At 45.5% G+C, this 16,356-nt stretch carries 24 protein-coding genes; 11 read left to right on the top strand and 13 right to left on the bottom strand.

The features are described 5' to 3' along the window. Positions 1 to 11: 11 nt before the first annotated feature. The gene (locus tag METLIM_RS02625) at positions 12 to 1,292 is read right to left on the bottom strand and encodes a CoB--CoM heterodisulfide reductase iron-sulfur subunit A family protein (protein ID WP_004076333.1); all 1,281 of its coding nucleotides are present in this window, start codon (positions 1,290 to 1,292) and stop codon (positions 12 to 14) included. Next, entirely contained in the window at positions 1,285 to 1,776 is a 492-nt protein-coding gene (locus METLIM_RS02620; RefSeq protein ID WP_004076332.1) for a gamma carbonic anhydrase family protein, read from the bottom strand. The genes METLIM_RS02625 and METLIM_RS02620 overlap by 8 nt, the downstream gene beginning before the upstream one ends. Positions 1,777 to 1,805: 29 nt before the next feature. Here METLIM_RS02620 and METLIM_RS02615 point away from each other — a divergent pair, with 29 nt between their 5' ends. Further along, a complete protein-coding gene (locus METLIM_RS02615; protein WP_004076331.1) occupies positions 1,806 to 2,270 on the top strand; it encodes a phosphopantetheine adenylyltransferase in 465 nt (154 codons plus the stop codon). Between the two features lie 39 nt (positions 2,271 to 2,309). Here the strand turns inward: METLIM_RS02615 and METLIM_RS02610 are convergent, their stop codons facing one another. The 3 genes from METLIM_RS02610 to METLIM_RS17290 all read right to left on the bottom strand — a co-directional run bounded on the left by METLIM_RS02610 (position 2,310) and on the right by METLIM_RS17290 (position 3,958). Then, positions 2,310 to 2,891, bottom strand: coding sequence for a YIP1 family protein (locus METLIM_RS02610; RefSeq protein ID WP_004076330.1), 582 nt, complete (start codon positions 2,889 to 2,891; stop codon positions 2,310 to 2,312). 290 nt (positions 2,892 to 3,181) lie between these two features. Continuing rightward, positions 3,182 to 3,595, bottom strand: coding sequence for a type II toxin-antitoxin system VapC family toxin (locus METLIM_RS02605; RefSeq protein WP_004076329.1), 414 nt, complete (start codon positions 3,593 to 3,595; stop codon positions 3,182 to 3,184). Further along, the gene (locus tag METLIM_RS17290) at positions 3,596 to 3,958 is read right to left on the bottom strand and encodes an antitoxin VapB family protein (RefSeq protein WP_004076328.1); all 363 of its coding nucleotides are present in this window, start codon (positions 3,956 to 3,958) and stop codon (positions 3,596 to 3,598) included. It lies immediately after the preceding gene. Between METLIM_RS17290 and METLIM_RS02595 the strand changes: the two genes are divergently transcribed. Next, complete coding sequence (locus METLIM_RS02595; RefSeq protein WP_052300869.1) at positions 3,959 to 4,273, top strand: M48 family metalloprotease; 315 nt, start codon at positions 3,959 to 3,961, stop codon at positions 4,271 to 4,273. Here the strand turns inward: METLIM_RS02595 and METLIM_RS02590 are convergent. Both METLIM_RS02590 and tnpA read right to left on the bottom strand, forming a co-directional pair. Continuing rightward, the gene (locus METLIM_RS02590) at positions 4,270 to 5,313 is read right to left on the bottom strand and encodes an RNA-guided endonuclease InsQ/TnpB family protein (protein ID WP_004076327.1); all 1,044 of its coding nucleotides are present in this window, start codon (positions 5,311 to 5,313) and stop codon (positions 4,270 to 4,272) included. The two genes, METLIM_RS02595 and METLIM_RS02590, sit on opposite strands and share 4 nt — an antisense overlap. Positions 5,314 to 5,315: 2 nt before the next feature. After that, positions 5,316 to 5,720, bottom strand: a complete 405-nt coding sequence (tnpA, locus tag METLIM_RS02585; RefSeq protein ID WP_004076326.1) for an IS200/IS605 family transposase — start codon at positions 5,718 to 5,720, stop codon at positions 5,316 to 5,318. A gap of 91 nt (positions 5,721 to 5,811) precedes the next feature. Between tnpA and METLIM_RS16415 the strand changes: the two genes are divergently transcribed. After that, entirely contained in the window at positions 5,812 to 5,994 is a 183-nt protein-coding gene (locus tag METLIM_RS16415) for a hypothetical protein (RefSeq protein WP_157202212.1), read from the top strand. A gap of 2 nt (positions 5,995 to 5,996) precedes the next feature. On the opposite strand, the gene pyrI is transcribed toward METLIM_RS16415, so the two are convergent. The 6 genes from pyrI to METLIM_RS02555 form a co-directional block, all read right to left on the bottom strand. After that, on the bottom strand, positions 5,997 to 6,464 hold the full coding sequence (gene pyrI, locus METLIM_RS02580) for an aspartate carbamoyltransferase regulatory subunit (protein WP_004076325.1): 468 nt from the start codon (positions 6,462 to 6,464) through the stop codon (positions 5,997 to 5,999). Next, the gene (gene pyrB, locus METLIM_RS02575; RefSeq protein WP_004076324.1) at positions 6,461 to 7,357 is read right to left on the bottom strand and encodes an aspartate carbamoyltransferase; all 897 of its coding nucleotides are present in this window, start codon (positions 7,355 to 7,357) and stop codon (positions 6,461 to 6,463) included. The genes pyrI and pyrB overlap by 4 nt, the downstream gene beginning before the upstream one ends. Positions 7,358 to 7,526: 169 nt before the next feature. Beyond that, positions 7,527 to 8,252 carry a methyltransferase domain-containing protein gene (locus tag METLIM_RS02570; RefSeq protein ID WP_004076323.1) on the bottom strand — a complete coding sequence of 242 codons (726 nt, stop codon included), beginning with the start codon at positions 8,250 to 8,252 and terminating at the stop codon, positions 7,527 to 7,529. Positions 8,253 to 8,271: 19 nt separating this feature from the next. Continuing rightward, positions 8,272 to 8,607, bottom strand: coding sequence for a nascent polypeptide-associated complex protein (locus METLIM_RS02565; protein WP_004076322.1), 336 nt, complete (start codon positions 8,605 to 8,607; stop codon positions 8,272 to 8,274). 5 nt (positions 8,608 to 8,612) lie between these two features. After that, on the bottom strand, positions 8,613 to 9,086 hold the full coding sequence (locus METLIM_RS02560; protein ID WP_004076321.1) for a PUA domain-containing protein: 474 nt from the start codon (positions 9,084 to 9,086) through the stop codon (positions 8,613 to 8,615). Next, entirely contained in the window at positions 9,052 to 10,452 is a 1,401-nt protein-coding gene (locus tag METLIM_RS02555) for a single-stranded-DNA-specific exonuclease RecJ (RefSeq protein ID WP_004076320.1), read from the bottom strand. The genes METLIM_RS02560 and METLIM_RS02555 overlap by 35 nt, the downstream gene beginning before the upstream one ends. A gap of 144 nt (positions 10,453 to 10,596) precedes the next feature. On the opposite strand from METLIM_RS02555, the gene METLIM_RS02550 reads away from it, so the two are divergent. The 8 genes from METLIM_RS02550 to METLIM_RS02515 all read left to right on the top strand — a co-directional run bounded on the left by METLIM_RS02550 (position 10,597) and on the right by METLIM_RS02515 (position 16,340). Then, entirely contained in the window at positions 10,597 to 12,048 is a 1,452-nt protein-coding gene (locus METLIM_RS02550; protein WP_004076319.1) for a bifunctional ADP-dependent NAD(P)H-hydrate dehydratase/NAD(P)H-hydrate epimerase, read from the top strand. A gap of 3 nt (positions 12,049 to 12,051) precedes the next feature. After that, positions 12,052 to 12,522, top strand: coding sequence for a cyclic pyranopterin monophosphate synthase MoaC (gene moaC / locus METLIM_RS02545; protein WP_004076318.1), 471 nt, complete (start codon positions 12,052 to 12,054; stop codon positions 12,520 to 12,522). Between the two features lie 224 nt (positions 12,523 to 12,746). Continuing rightward, the gene (locus METLIM_RS02540; RefSeq protein WP_004076317.1) at positions 12,747 to 13,337 is read left to right on the top strand and encodes a 50S ribosomal protein L15e; all 591 of its coding nucleotides are present in this window, start codon (positions 12,747 to 12,749) and stop codon (positions 13,335 to 13,337) included. A gap of 30 nt (positions 13,338 to 13,367) precedes the next feature. After that, positions 13,368 to 14,015 (top strand): RNase P subunit p30 family protein, encoded by a 648-nt coding sequence (locus METLIM_RS02535; RefSeq protein WP_004076316.1) that lies wholly within the window; start codon positions 13,368 to 13,370, stop codon positions 14,013 to 14,015. After that, complete coding sequence (locus METLIM_RS02530) at positions 14,012 to 14,506, top strand: Rpp14/Pop5 family protein (protein WP_004076315.1); 495 nt, start codon at positions 14,012 to 14,014, stop codon at positions 14,504 to 14,506. Before METLIM_RS02535 ends, METLIM_RS02530 begins: the two co-directional genes overlap by 4 nt. Next, a complete protein-coding gene (psmA, locus tag METLIM_RS02525) occupies positions 14,494 to 15,255 on the top strand; it encodes an archaeal proteasome endopeptidase complex subunit alpha (protein ID WP_004076314.1) in 762 nt (253 codons plus the stop codon). Before METLIM_RS02530 ends, psmA begins: the two co-directional genes overlap by 13 nt. Positions 15,256 to 15,275: 20 nt before the next feature. Continuing rightward, positions 15,276 to 15,977, top strand: coding sequence for a ribosome assembly factor SBDS (locus METLIM_RS02520; protein WP_004076313.1), 702 nt, complete (start codon positions 15,276 to 15,278; stop codon positions 15,975 to 15,977). Positions 15,978 to 16,049: 72 nt separating this feature from the next. Next, a complete protein-coding gene (locus METLIM_RS02515) occupies positions 16,050 to 16,340 on the top strand; it encodes a 50S ribosomal protein L37ae (protein ID WP_004076312.1) in 291 nt (96 codons plus the stop codon). Positions 16,341 to 16,356: the final 16 nt, after the last annotated feature.

The raw sequence follows: 16,356 nt of genomic DNA, 5'->3' as shown, positions 1-16,356 counted from the left end.
TATCTAAAAAATTATGCCTTAATGGCATCAATAAATGCCTTCATTGCGGCGGCTTCACCCTGCATGACACTGTCAGGTATATCTTTTGGTGAGAGTGCCGTGCCTGCTATATATATGCCTGGTCTGTTTGATATAACCGGATTTAACTTCAGGTCAGGAGCGGCGAAGAATCCGCTCTCATCTTTCTTCAGGCCGAGTATGTCTGCAAGTCTCTCAGCACCCTTTGCCGGCTGCATTCCTACTGAGAGCACTGCCAGGTCGGGTTTTAGTTGCAGGATGTCTCCGGTTTCGGTATTCTCAACCGGTATTGTGATCTCACCTTTTGGGTCGTCTATAATCTCACCAGGTATTCCGCGTATGAACTCAATTCCAAGCTGCTTTGCCCGCTCGTAATACTCTTCATAGCCTTTGCCGTATGCCCTGATGTCCATGTAGAGCATTTTTATGTCGAGCGACGAATTTTTCTCTTTCAGAAGAATTGCGTTCTTTATTGCGTACATGCAGCAGACACATGAACAGTACGGCCTTCTCAGCTGCATGTCCCTCGATCCCACACACTGTATGAATACTATTGATTCGGGTGTTCTTCCGTCTGAGAGTTTCCTGAGCTTTCCACCTGTCGGCCCGCTGGCACAGATCATCCTCTCAAATTCAAGGCTTGTGATCACATCCGGGATTTTAAGGTATCTAAGTGACCCTTTTTCAACCGGATTGAAGGTCTCAAATCCGGTTGCGACAACGATTGCGGAGACATTGATGGTGAACTCCTCTTTTTTGTCCTCATCGGTGTGAAGGACAGCTTCCGGGCCGCATACATCATAACACATGCCGCATTCTATGCAGTGTTCAGCATCCCTGACAACGATATTCGGGACTGCCTGTGAATGTGGTTTGTATATGGCCTTTCTGACACCTATGCCTGCATCATACCGGTTGTAAACCTCAACAGGGCATGCCTCCATGCAGTCGCCGCAGCCTGTGCATTTTACAGGGTCAATGTAACGCGGGTGCCTTACAAGGGTTAGGTTGAAATTTCCGGCCTCACCTTCGAGGAAATCCACCTCGGTCATTGTATGCAGGACGATATTCTCATTTCTCTCTGCATCCACCATCTTTGGCGAGAGTATGCACATGGAACAGTCATTTGTTGGAAAAGTCTTGTCGAGCTGAGCCATGTGTCCTCCGATTGTAGGCTCACGCTCTATGAGGTGGACTTTTATCCCGTGGTTAGCAAGGTCAAGGGCTGCCTGTATGCCTGCAACACCTGCACCTATGACAGCAACTTCATTCATTGGCGTACCTCTCTGCAAGACCTCTGTAAATCTCTGCATTCCTCTCAATGCTTATTTTCTGCTCTTCTGTCAGCTCTTTGATTACCTTTCCGGGAACTCCCATTACAAGTGATCCCGGCGGAATTACCTTATTCTCGGTTACAACTGCACCTGCGCCTATTATTGTGTCTTCACCTATCTCTGCGCCGTTGAGGATTATCGCCCCCATTCCCACAAGGACTCTGTCTTTGATTGTACAGCCGTGGACTATTGCTCCGTGGCCTATTGATACGTCTTTTCCTATTGTTACGGGGTGTTTATCTGATACATGGACCACGCAGTTGTCCTGTATGTTTGATCCGTCACCGACTGTTATTGAATCATTGTCTGCCCTGAGGACTGCGCCGAACCATATCCCGGTTTTCTTCCCAAGGTTGACGTCTCCTACAATTGTGGCATTGCCGGCCACAAATTCAGTGGAGTTTTTCGGAGTATCACTACTCATAATAGTGTATAAGTTGACCTTATGGTTCAATGAAGGTTATGGTAGGAGGAACTTTTGATCCCCTTCACGATGGTCATAAGAAACTGCTGAAGAGGTCTTTTGAGATCGCCGGAAGGAATGGTTTTGTGACAGTCGGACTTACGGCTGATGGTTTTGCAAACAGGAAGTCACACCCTATAAGGCCTTTTGAGGTCCGTAAGTCTGAACTTACGGAATTTCTTAACTCTGCCGGTTACAGTGGCAGGTATGAGATTGAGGTCTTAAATGACAGGTTTGGTTCGGCCCTTGAGTCTGACTTTGATGCCCTTGTTGTCAGTGAGGAGACCTTTAAGACCGGAGTTGAGATCAATCAGATCAGAAAGGAGAAGGGGCAAAAGAAGGTTGACCTTCACCAGATAACCTGCGTTCTTGCTGATGACGGAAAATGGATCTCAAGCACAAGGATCTGGAACGGCGAGATTGACAATAAAGGCAGAATTGTGAATAAAAAATAGATTTTGTGGGGATAAATCCACTTATTTTCTTCTTTTGCCTTACGCTGCCATGCCTGTAGCAGCAACAACTGCGAAGAGGAAGAAGAATATCGCAATAAAGATCAGTCCGAAGAGTATTATCACCGGGAGCATTACAGCAAGGGTTGCTCTTCCGGTTGAAACTTCCTGGAGCTCCCTGATACCGATTATCTGAACGATTATTCCATAGAGTGCAAATAATATTCCGATTACAGGTATCCATCCAAGTAAAAATCCCGGTGTTGAGGCATATGCAACAGATTTGAATGTCTGCTCAAGACCCATCTTTCCACCCACAATAAGGACAAAGAGGTGAATTATGATGCCTATTATGAAAAATCCGACAATTCCTCCGACAATTCCGTATATAATGGACATTATGTCAAAGATTGCAACCGTTCCGGCAGGAACTGTTGAGTAGAGCGCCTCCATTATCGGGTCAATCCTGAAGTAGTTTACAATTCCGGATAAAACCGAGTATATGACGAGAAGCACGACATAATACACGAGGGCCTCTCCGGTATCTCCATCCTTAACTTTTCTGAATGCCTCAGCCGGACTGAGGATGAATGACTTTAACTTTTCTGGGAAATCATCTAACATAATGAAAATAATGCCTGTATTGTATTTATATTGGATAGATGGGTGTTTTCCTGTCCGGAATCACCACCCGGATCAGATCAAAAGCATCCATATAAATTGTAACATTGGGTGATGGTTGATACTTAATGCGATGAAATTATACAACAGTCAATTAGGCTGTTGCACGAATGAAATTCTGTGGACAATTGTATAAATTATTTGAAGTATATTAGCTGAAATCAAGTATTAATCGCTCATTTATTGGGCTAATTTACCTCATTGTTCATTGGAAAATAACTGCGCAACAGCCTCTAATGGTTAATTATTTCTGAACGTGGGATTATCCTTGCAAAGTCTTTTGTGTTATTGGTAACAAGTTTTGCTCCGTGCTGGAGAACAATTGCGGCAACAATTTCGTCATATTTTCCGATTGGCGTCCCTCTTTTCTCAAGCTCAGCTGAAAGTTCTCCAAATCTGACGTAGTAATCATCAGAATGATCAATTACCACAATAAGCTTTAATATTTCATTTATTTTATTTATGGAATCCGGAGTATTTACTGTTTTATATGCTCCCTTGTAAAGTTCGTAAATATTTATAAAGGTAGTACTTACCGTTTTTTCCCCGTTTAGAATATCATCAAGGAATGCCATGGCCCTTTTATGTTTGACACTGTTTTGACTTCTGATTAAATCAATTAAAAAAGTACTGTCAAGGATGATCATTTAATCCTCATCTACGCTCTTTGCCATTATATCAGCATCTTCATCGGAAATAGAACCTATTCTGTCAAGGGCCTTACGAAATTCCTCTGATGTTCTGACTTCCGGGATTAATCGTAGAATAATACTTGAATAGCTCTCATCCTCAGTTTTTTTCCATTTATTAAGCCTGCCATATGCTTCTTCTGAAAGACTTACTGTTATGGATGACATACTAACATATGGATATATAAAGGGTAATAATAGTTTTGATGGAGTGGAACTGTCTGAAAAATCAGTCTCCCGCTTATGTATCACTAAAAGCTCCGACTGTGCCAACTTCTCTTCATCATCGGTCATGAGATGGGACACGCCAGGAGCTGCCATATGCTCTACCGGCAGACTGCTAAAATCCTGATGCTGATGGGAGGTGTTTTCAGTGACGTAACGCTTGGGATTGGTTCTCTTATCACTACTACTGCTCAGGTTGCCCTGCTCTACTGGTCACGCATGAGTGAATTCACAGCAGATCGTGCGGGGCTTCTTGCCTGTCAGGACATAATGACTGCCGCAGGAGCATCTATGAAGCTTGACGGGATCCCGGTCTCACAGAAAGATCAGATTGATCCCCGTGATTTTATCCGGCAGGCAAGGGATTTTAAAGATTATGATTACCAGACACTGACATACTCCCACGGCTAAAGCACGTGGGGTTCTGACGTTGTTTGACATTCTTCAAACATTGCGTCGTGGGGTATCAGTGCTCCCATCGTGTACATCTCTTTCTGTACACGATCAACCATGCTTTTTTGACGATTTGCTATGTTGAATGCAGCATTTACATCAGCATGATCAACGTGGCCACAATGTGGACACTTAAACTCTTTTCCGTTACGAATTCCTATTTTACCACAAATTGAACAGTTTTGAGATGTATATGCAGGATCTATATAATACACCGGAACGCCAAGCAGCTTAGCCTTATATTCTACAAATAACTGTAGTTGATAAAATGACCAACTGTTCAAGGCGTATTTAAACGATTTACTCTGTTTCCGGGAGTTACGAATCCCTTTTAAATCTTCAAATACAAGACCTGCATTTTGTTCTTTAGCAATATTAACAATCCTGCGACTTATTTTATGGTTTAAATCTTTGACAATTCGGGATTCTTTATCCTTTATCTTCTTCAATTGTCTGAATTTTCCCTGTCTTTGAAGTCGTTTACGAATTGCAGAATATTTATTGTGGATATGAAGTGCTTTTTTACCAAGCTTTTCAATTTTTCCAGTATCTGGATTTGCCAATACAGCAATATGGCCCGTAGTGTTCCGATCAACCCCTATAAATGCAGAGGGTATCATCTCGGACTCTTCTTTGACGGTGCACGATATATAAGCAAACTCTTTATCAATTTCAATTTGATTTATTTTCTCAAAATCAGGGAATTGATAATTCAATGTTAATTTTAATGGAACTATTTTGATAATCCGATTATCTTTATCGACTCTGATTGATTGATTTGGAATAACTAAATTTACATTATGTACTCGTTTAATCTTTTTCTGGTTACCATATTTCCGCAATATTTGGTTAGATATTGCTGATTTTAATCCAATATCTTTAACTGCTTTAGAAGACCTGCACTTTGGATTCCTGACTGCAAACTCCGCTACTTTAAAGGCTTTTTTTAGGTCTTCAGTGAAGTCCTGATTGTGACGGATTTTATAGGTCAGAATCATAATTAGTTCTTTTTTTGATCTTCGATGTATTTTTTTACAATTTCGTCTGAAATATGACCACAACTCTCACAATAATAACTTCTGGTCCATAATGTTGGAAGACGGGTTCTCAATGTGCTAAACTCCTGTCTTAAAATTCTTGAAGTATAACCTTTAAATTGCTGAATAACCCAATGTGGGCTTGCAGTTGGTTTTGTTTTAACAAATAAATGTAGGTGGTCCGGCATGATTTCCATAACTTCAATTATCACATCAATATCAGATGCCTTTTCATGCAATAACTCTTTCAACCTTACTGCAACATCTGGTTGTAGGACATTTCGCCTATATTTAGGACACCAAATAATATGATACCCAATATTATATACGCAGGTATTCGCATGAGTCCAGCGTTCTTTTTTTGCCAACAGTATAATTATCTAGAGGTAAGAATATATAGTTATTGTCGTGATATAGACGCATTCATCCCACGACTAAAGTCGTGGGCTTTCTGCTGCCATGATCGTAAATCGTTACATCAAAGGGACCATAGAATATAGTCCTACGTTTGGTATGACTCATCCATGGGCAGTGCTGCGCGCTGCAGAGCTGATGAAATGGATAGAATCTGATGGTTATATGGATGTTGTAACAAGAAAAACGGCGTTTGAAGAGTATTGCAGGTTCATAAAAAATATGTAAAATTAAATAATATAATATGCAATATCCCTTGTGATCACATTGTCACAGTAGTGGCATCTGAGAGTTCCGCCCTCAACCTTAAACTTGCTTAAAATAGGTTCGTCTGAATTTGAGATACATCCGGGATTTGGACATTTTATAACGCCTGTAAGCCTTTTTGGAATCTGTACGGTAAGTTTCTCAGCAACTCCGAAATCTCTTATAATATTTATTGTAGCTTTTGGCGCAATAAGTGCAATTCTGTCAACCTCTTCCTTCTTAAGTTCCCGGTTTGAGATCTTGACTATATCCTTTAAGCCCGAAAGTCTGCTCTCCACATTGGTTGCAATGGAGAGGCATTCCTCTGTTGTGCCGGTTATGCCAAGAATTCTTAGTACATGAAACGCCTCTCCGGGAGAGATGTGGTCTATTACAGTTCCGTTACGGATCGGACTTATCATAAGGCCTTCTTCAGGCGCTTTTTCGCTCATAATATCGTCTCCTCGAGCATGGCCATCCTTACCGGAATCCCGTTCTCGGCCTGCCTGAAATATTTTGCATAAGGGAGGCTGTCAACCGCAGGGTCTATCTCGCCTGCACGGGGGAGTGGGTGCATCAGGATCAGACTGTCTCTCACACCCTCAAGAATTTCCGGAGTAATCCTGTATGAATTTGCAATACTTGAAAAACTTGCCGAGTCCGGGAATCTCTCACGCTGTATCCGTGTGGCATAGAGGACATCAAGCTCCTTAACCGCAGATTCAAGGTTCTCGTGCTCAATGATCTCAAGTCCCTTCTCTCTCAGGTCGTTCATCAGGCTATCGGGCATCTCAAGTCCGGGGGGTGCTATAGTATGCAGGACGGCATCGTAATTTGTGAGTGCACAGGCGAGTGAATGAGCCGTTCGTCCGTATCTTAAGTCCCCGAGAAGGCCGACATCAATACCGTCAAGCGGCATATTCTCCCTGATTGTATAGAGGTCTAAAAGAGTCTGTGAGGGGTGCTGGCCTGCACCGTCCCCTGCATTGATTACGGGGACGGATGAGAACTCAGATGCCATCCTGGCCGCACCTTCTTTTGGATGCCTGAGGATAATCACATCAACATAACTGCTGACAACCCTTATTGTATCGGAGAGCGTCTCACCCTTTGATATCGAACTTCCCTCAACGCTGTCAACCGTTATTGCGACCCCGCCCAACCGGTTTAAAGCCGATGTGAAGGACATCCTTGTTCTTGTGCTCGGTTCAAAAAACAGCATTGCGGCAATTTTTCCTTCAAGGGTTCTCTTATATATACCCTTATTCCGGATCTCTTCCGCTTTGTCCAGAAGGGAGTCTATCTCCTCCCTTCCAAAATCCTTGATTGAGATTATGTGATGCATGCGCCTTTCAGTTATTCGTAAAACCCCATCGGGTAAATATTGTTCTCAATCAAACCGCCATATCCTGAGATCACGGGAATCGGCAACTGCGGAATAACCGGCAGATATTCCTGGCCATTTTATCAGATAATGGCGGGAAAGTTCTTTGAATCGCTTAAAAAAAGTAAATTTACTTCCGGCAGACTGTGATGTAGCCGGAATGGCAGACCCTTGTTGACGGTCTTGTGCCTCTCTTTGTCCGTGTAAGTTCGCGCCCTATCGTCTCGTGGCATACAACTTCCGTGAAGAGATCTTCTGCTGTATCAATCACTGTGAATGTATGCTCAAGAAACGGTGTATATGCTGCAAGGTACCCGCCCGGTTTTAAACATTCAAAGGCATGGACGATATGCTCCGGAGTTATGGTGAGGTCATGATGAACTATGTCAAAAACTCCTTTCTCCTCAAGCACATCTCCGGTTTTGACCTCGACATTGCAAAGTCCTGCATCGTTTATGTTCTTCCTGCATACGGAGGCGAACTCCTCTCTCTGCTCCCATGTAACGACGCTCTCTGCAATTCCGCCAAAGTAGATGGCTGCAATTGCACTTCCCGTTCCGGCATCAAGCACCCTGTCCTTATGGTTCATTCCGGTATATGCAATGACAAGCCCGATGTCTTTTGGAAGCATTGGGGCGCCTGTCCGTTTTGCATAAGAGAAGAAGTCGGTCGGACGCGGGATCTTAATCCTGAAGGGGTCACCGAGATGTGTCTTTATCTCATCTCCTGCATTTTTTCCGACAAGTTCTGAAAGCTCCAGAATTCCCTTGTCTGTTGAAAACCTGCCCTCTCCTGCGGTGACGAAGTACTCTCTTTTTCTCCCGCATAGAAGTATGCGGTCGTTTTCTTCTATCATTTAATGTTATATCGGCGCCTTATTCTGAGAGTTTGATTATTGCCTCGGCGATGTCGCCGCCTGCTGCTTTTAAGGCCTCTTTAGCTTCCTCTCTGCTAACCTGTGCCTGTTCGCTTACAAGTGCGATGTCCTCGTCCGGAATTTCAGCCTCGCCCTCTTCAAACCTTGGCTCGCCGTTGATCTGGTATGTTGTCATACCCTGCATTGTTGTTGCAACGATCTCAGCATTGTCAAAGACGTAATTGCCTGATTTTGTGTATATGACAACCTTCTCGACACCTTCAATATCTTCGGATTTCATGCCGAGTTTCTTCATCATTGCCTTCATCTGTCTTGGATTTACACCTGGTATCATAATAATCAGTTTCCTTTTCTTATCTGTACGGCAACGCCGTAGTTGAATGCAGCCATCTCTTTTCCGCAGAGTATTGCGCTACCTGTGCCGAGGAACTGACCTTCCTCATTGCAGACGAGCACTTCATCTCCGGACCGTATGCCGGGATCGGCAGAGATCACATGCTTTGCCATTGCATTTTTGCCTTTAATGATGAACTCCTCAATTTCTGTGAGGACAGTTACCCTGCATGAAGGTGCATCAAGAAAGCTGTACAGCCTCTTTGCTCCTTCCCTGCTCAGAGTCAGCCTGCCGTCTCCGGCCCTGACCGTGGCAAGCCTCTCTTTATTCAGCATTACGTAGCGTATCCTCTTCGTTGATGAAAGCTTAAATGTGCATTCATCAGGAAAAAGCGCTTCTCCTGCGCCCCGTCCGAACTGGAATGAGGCGATTGTTCTTGCCCTTTTAAGATGACTGTTCTCTGAGGATTCTATTGACATTTTCTGCAAATTCCCCTTCTGCACTTCTTGGTATATATGCGCCGGCAGCTATTTTATGCCCTCCGCCTCCGCCGCCGACTTTCTCTGATGCGATCTGGAGTGCTGCCTGGAGATCGACCCCTTCCCTGACCATCCTCTCATTGGTGCGCATGGACACCTTCACGACATCGTCATAATCCTTCCCCTCCTCATTTTCGTCCCTGAGGTAGCAGAGAATCATTATCGGAAGGCGCCAGTTAAGTTTTGAAAGTGCCATTCCTGCGCCTATGCCGACTATCGTATCCGGAAATTTGTCCTCGACATGGAGGTACTGGAGGTGCGAGAGTTCAGTGACTCCGTTGTCAATGATATACTCCATCATCTCACGGATTATCTTCCTGTGGTGCCTGAGCATGTACTCGCTCTCCCTGTAGGCTTCTCCCCGGTCACCGCAGCATACTGCACTGCCGGTCTTTGGTTTTATCCACCTTCCGCAGGCGTTTAGCATGGTCGCAAACTCAGAGGCGTTTCTGAGCGGAGAATATCTGAACTCGTCCGGGAATATGTAATGCTCGGCCATCAGCCTGTCTGTCGGTTCACCGGCGTTATAAAGTCTCAGGGCAAGCCTTGAAATGATGCTTCGCTTCTCTTCCGGATTTAAGTCCTCCCAGACGAGCCATTTCCCGTTTCTCTTCTTAATATCTATCCCTGCATCATACCTGAGCAGGTTTTCAGCCTCGCGTGCATTGTTGGTGATGCCGGGGATATACGGGTCGTCTGAGTATGACAGGCAGAAATGAAGCGGCCTTGTGGATATCCCATAGCAGTTAAGCTCATTTTCCTTAACAATTATATTTCCGTGCATTACTCCGTCTTCAACAATTTCTCTTGCAGGTCCGATGAGGCCGCAGTGCTCCCTTGCCATCATATCGCCCACATTGCCGACTACTGCAATCTTTGCAAGATCTGTATTGCTGTCGTCTATCTTCTTTGCGACGAAGTAACCTATTCCGGCGGCTGAGAGCTTTTCATAGCCGTAATTTAAGCCGTTGACCTGGAAGTACGGTGTATCCGTATCCTGTGATATGTGGTGGTCGATGATTATCACTTCATTTTCTGACAGGCCTCTCTCTTCAAGGAGGTTCTGCTGCCCTGCGCCGAGATCGATGAAGATCTTCAGGCTGTCGTCTTCGGGCACATGCTTCATCGTAAGCGGTTCGAGCTGCCTTACAAATACTGATTTGACATCAATGGCTTCGCGTGATATCGCCTGGCGCATCACAGCCTCGCTTGCAATGCCGTCAGCGTCTATATGTGATATTATTGTGGCTGATTCAGCCTCTTTTATTTTTTCTGCCGCTTCCTGTGCATCCCTGTATAGACCCATTGTATAATGGTTGGTGAGGATGGCGGAAAAATGGTTGTGATGGAGTAATAATGGCGGTCCGGAGAAGGTGATGATGATCTGATTTTATGGTGTTTATCGTCATATTTTCATTGAATTTTTTTATGATACTTTTGGAGTGCAGGTATGGTTTTAGAGGATGAGGCTGGAAGTGATTCGATAGAAGATCTGCACAGCAACGGCAGTTTAAGGGATTTCAGGCGGACGGGAGTCGTCTCCCCCGGAAGAATGAGGGCGATTGATAAAAATGCGATGGCTCTTGGTGTGTCCGGTTCTCAGCTGATGGAGAGTGCCGGAAAGAGCCTTGCCGGGGTTGTTATGGAATATGCTCCCGAAAAGGTTCTTATTCTGTGCGGCAGCGGGAACAACGGCGGGGACGGTTTTGTCGCCGCACGATATCTTCAGAATGTCTGCGATGTGGATCTGCTGTATTACAGTTTCGGAGATATGACTCCTGATGCTGAGGCAAACCTGAGGACGCTTTTATACTGTGATGTGTCTGTTCACAGGATCAGATGCCCGGGTGACCTGATTGCGGCTGAGTCACTCTTTTCAAAAGCCGATGTTATTGTCGATGCTATGCTTGGCACGGGGGCCAGAAAGGGTCTTGTGGAACCTTATCTCTCGATGGTCAGGCTTGCGGATTCGGTGGGTGCAGTTAAAATCTCTGCCGATATTCCGACTGAAGGGTTTAATGCTGACCGGACAATCGGGTTTCACCTGCCCAAAAGTCCTGAATCTGAGTTTGTGGATATAGGCATCCCGCTTGATGCCGAGATATACACAGGTCCCGGCGATCTGACTATGGTTCCGGCGAAGAAGAGCGGTTCACATAAGGGTGCGGGCGGGAAGGTGCTGATAATCGGCGGCGGCCCGTACCAGGGTGCGCCGTACCTTGCAGCTCTCTCCGCTTTAAGGGGCGGGGCCGATATAGTCCGTGTTGCGACACCATGCATGATGCATTACCCTGATCTGATTGTCAGCCCTCTGAGCGGCGGGATAATTTCAGGGGAGCATACGGAGGAACTTATCTCCCTTGGCGAAAGTTCCGACTGCGTTGTCTGCGGCTGCGGGCTTGGGAATGAGAGTCATGATGTAATCCGGGAGATTGCGCCGTATTTCAGAAAAGTCGTCTTTGATGCCGATGCCTTAAATTATCCTCTGCCATTTGGCAATGAAACCATAATCACTCCTCATTCTGGAGAATTTAAGAGAATTTCCGGAAGTCTTCCCCCGAAGGATCTCTATGCCAGGGGGATGTCAGTCCGGAATTTCGCCGGAAGTGCAGATGGCAGGCTCACAGTACTTCTTAAAGGTGCAACTGATGTAATATCAGACGGAGGGTCTGTCCGTTTCAACCGGACCGGCTCTCCGGCTATGACAAAAGGCGGCACAGGGGATGTCCTTGCCGGTCTTACAGGTGCACTCTTCAGCCGTATGAGTGCTTTTGATGCAGCGTGCATTTCGGCGTGGATAAACGGGGCGGCAGGAGAGAAGGCCGCCGGGCTATACCAAAACGGACTTTTAGCATCCGATATTATTGATAAAATACCGGAAATAATGAATATGGAGATTTAAACTATGCCTGAATTTACACACATAGAAAACGATCGTGCAAGCATGGTCGATATATCGGAGAAGAAGGACGTATCAAGGCAGGCAACAGCCGGCGGCAGGATATACCTCCGGCCTGAAACTCTTGATGCTATAAAGAACGGGGATGTCATAAAGGGCAATGTCCTTGCCACAGCAAGGGTCGCCGGTATTATGGCGGCCAAGCATACATCAAACCTGATTCCTATGTGCCACCCGATTCCGGTAAGCTCGGTCTCGGTTGATTTTGAATTTGGTGAGGATGAGAGCTATATCGAGGCGAAGTGCACTGCAAAGACATTCGGACGGACTGGTATTGAGATGGAGGCCCTCACCGGAGTTTCAGTCGCGCTTCTGACAGTCTGGGATATGGTAAAATCCGCTGAAAAAGATGAGGACGGACAGTATCCTGAAACCGGAATTGAGGACGTTCACGTAATTGAGAAGATTAAGGGCTGAATCCGGCAGATATATGTAATCCTGCCCTTTTTTCCGGATTACAATACTGCTTTTTTTCGGGCCGGTGAAGATCTGCTGTTTTTGCAGTCCGGGAATTTTCCGGCGCTCTGCCCATTACTTTAATACTCTCCCGGACAAACTTGTAAAGAACTGTTGGATTAGTCCCATCAGGAGAAAGGGATGTGGCCCATAAAATTTGGGCTGAACCTTTAAGGTGATGACAAATGTCAAAATCTATGTATTCATACGTTCGTGACGCATGGAAGCGTCCGGACAAATCGGAAGTTAAAGATCTTCTCTGGCACAGGATGCAGGACTGGCGCAGAGAAGGCAGTATCGTTCGTATTAACCGCCCAACCAGGATTGACCGTGCACGCACTCTTGGGTACCGTGCAAAGCAGGGTATCATCGTAGTCCGTGTGAAGGTACGCCGTGGTGGCCGCAGAGTTCCGCGTTATATCCGCGGACGCCGTACTAACCGTATGGGTATGCGCCGCCGCACTGCCGGCAAGAGCATCCAGAGAATCGCTGAAGAGCGTGCATCGGTCCGCTATGTCAACATGGAAGTTCTCAACTCCTACTGGGTAGGTCAGGACGGAAGAGCAAAGTGGTATGAAGTCATTCTTGTTGACGGACATCACCCGGCGATCAAAAACGATCCGCATCTCTCATGGATGGCAGACTCTGTTCACAGGGGACGTGCTGAGCGTGGTAAGACCAGCGCCGGTGTTAAGGGACGTGGAATGGGTAAAAGAGGCAAGGGAACTGAAAAGACCCGCCCGAGTATCCGTTCCAACGAGAACAAAGGGAAATAATTTTTTCTTTTTTTAAGGATCTCTTATTGTATGTTATATTCTGACGCCTGCGTATATCCGTACCCTTCCGGAGATTCGAGTGTCCGCAGGATGGCGCTTGAGGGCCGTTATCTCGGGTACGGGCGTCTGGTCTGTATGGACTGTGAAACTTCAGGGGAGTTTTACGGTGTATCTCTCCTGAAAGGCTGCCTTATCTGCTCTTCCGGGTTTAACGACTTCCGGAAAATCCTGAAGAAGGAGTGCAGGGGTTGTGATATCATTGCCGCATATGCAGGTGATGCCTCTTTTAACAGATCCGTCATCTCATCCGGGAAGGTAAATATTTTAAAAGGAATTGAGAGATGCGAGAGGAGATCTTTTGATGATGTATCTGCAAGATATGCTGCTGAGAAGGGTGTGGCAGTGGATATTGACCTGTCTGCAATAATCAGAAAATCCGGATTTTTAAGGCAGAAGACACTGACGATGTATGGGGACATACTGAAATTTTCACGGAAATACGGCTTTATGCTCTCTGTCTCATCCGGCGCCCGTTCATATCCGGAGATGAAAGGTATCCGTGAAGTGGAGAATATCTGTTCACTCTTTGGCATGACTACGGATGAGGTGAGGCAGTCTCTCACGTCTGTTGAAAGGATTTTAAATCCGGCGGAGAGTGTAGAGGTGATCTCTGCATGAAACCTGTCCCTCCGACTATGAGAGAGAAGAAGAGGTACATTCTTGCAAGGGTTGTGCCCCATGGTGCAGTTCCTGACGGAAAAACTGTCTATTATCTCCTCCAGGAGATTCTGGCAGGACTTTTCGGTGATGCAGGAGCGGCTGAGATTAATATGTCGGTTGTATATTCAGAAGCCGGGTATATTATAGTCAGATGCCGCAGAGGACAGGAAAGAAAGCTTGAGACTGCACTTTCGTTTGTCACCGCAGAGTCGGGTGCTGTATCTGCACTGAGGTCTGTTTCAGTCTCCGGAACGATTGCCGCCCTTAAGAGAAAGATACCTGTGCCTCCTCCTCCGGGAAATGATTGTGGCATCACTATCGGCGGCGAGGAATTTGTATATTCTTTCCGGTCACAGGAAAAGGTTGATTTACATCAAAAAGGAATTAAACACCAGAAGATATTGTATTTTACAAGAGAAGATATTGAGGAGATATTATGCAGCCAATGAATGCTCAGATGGGTGGATATGACAGGGCAATTACTGTTTTCAGCCCTGACGGAAGGTTATACCAGGTAGAATATGCACGTGAGGCGGTTAAGAGAGGAACAACTGCTGTGGGTATCAAATGCTCGGACGGAATTGTACTTATTGTTGATAAGAGGATTAGCTCAAAACTTCTTGAACAGACTTCAATTGAGAAGATTTTCATGATAGATGAGCATATCGCGGTTGCTTCATCCGGACTTGTGGGTGATGCAAGGGCGCTTGTTGACAGGGCAAGGGTTGAATCACAGATCAACAGGGTGACATATAACGAATCCATCGACATTGAAACCCTCTCAAAGAAACTCTGTGACCATATGCAGACACTTACACAGTATGGCGGCGCAAGGCCGTATGGTACTGCGCTTCTTATTGCAGGTATCAGTGAGGATACTCCAAGGCTTTTTGAGACTGATCCTTCAGGGACTCTCCTTGAGTACAAGGCAACGGCAATCGGAACCGGGCGTCCGGCTGTGATGAAGGTCTTTGAAGAGGAGTATGACGAGTCAATGACTATTCAGAATGCAATTCCTATGGGACTGAAGGCGCTTCATGCTGCGACTGAGGGCCGTTTTGATGTCAATAATGTAGAGATGGGCGTTGTAAAGCTTGAAAATCAGCTGTTTGAGAAGATGACCAAAGAGGATGTCAAAATTTATGTTGATGAATTTGAGGCATCCATAGCATCTTCTGAAGAAGAAACTGAGGAGTAAATTAAAGGAGTAGTGATGATATGATCCCTCTTGATAAGGCAGTTGTCGCAAGGCTTGAGAGCCATGGTGAGAAGTTTGAGATACTTGTCGATCCCGACCTTGTGGCAGATATCCGGCACGGGACGGATATTGATATTGAGGATGCAGTTGCTGCGCTTTTTATCTTTGAAAACTCGTCAAAAGCAGAGAAAGCCTCTGAAGAGAATCTGAAGAAGGTTTTTGATTCTACGGATTTTGAGACTGTTGCAAGAAGGATCATTCACAAAGGTGAGATTCACCTTACAGCAGAGCAGAGAAAGCAGATGGTTGAGGATAAAAGAAAACAGATCGTCAATTTCATCTCCCGCAATGCAATTAATCCACAGAACAAACTTCCGCATCCCCCCAAAAGAATTGAGATGGCTATGGAGGAGGCAAAAATATCAGTTGATCCTTTTAAGCATCTCGATGAACAGGTTAAGAGCGTTGTTAAGGCCTTAAGGCCCATTCTTCCGATTAAATTTGCAGAGATTAAGTTTGCTGTAAAAATTCCGGCTGACTATGCGCCAAAAGCATATGGTGAGATCTCATCCGGAACAACGGTTGAGAGGGAAGAGTGGCAGAATGACGGCTCCTGGGTGTGCGTATGCACAATTCCGGCAGGGATTCAGGAAGAGTTCTATAATATGATAAACCGGCTGACAAAGGGCGACGGTGAGGTTAAGATCCTTGACCAGGCCTGAAAAAGATAATGTCAGTATTAATAAGGTTGAAAGAGTAATATATACAGACCAAAATTTCAGGGAATTGTAAAAATGGCTAAAGCAGGAAAACAAAGAGCAAAAGGAAGAATCAGTGGTAGTGCAGGAAGATATGGACCAAGGTACGGCCGTTTTATCAGAAAGCGTGTCAACCAGATTGAAAAGGTCGCAAAGGCAAAGCATGTCTGCCCGAAATGCGAGACCATTGCAGTAAAGCGTAAAGGTACTGGTATCTGGGAATGCCGCAAGTGCGGAAACAAGTTCGCAGGCGGAGCATATGTCCCGCAGACACCTAACCTTAAGGTGGCACTCCGTACAATTGAGCGCTCACTGATTAAGGAATAAAGGTAGCTGATATTTC

It is taken from the genome of Methanoplanus limicola DSM 2279 (assembly GCF_000243255.1).
Classification (GTDB): domain Archaea; phylum Halobacteriota; class Methanomicrobia; order Methanomicrobiales; family Methanomicrobiaceae; genus Methanoplanus; species Methanoplanus limicola.
The sequence above is the reverse complement of the archived record's forward strand: the minus strand, read 5'-3'. Positions and strand labels throughout refer to the sequence as shown.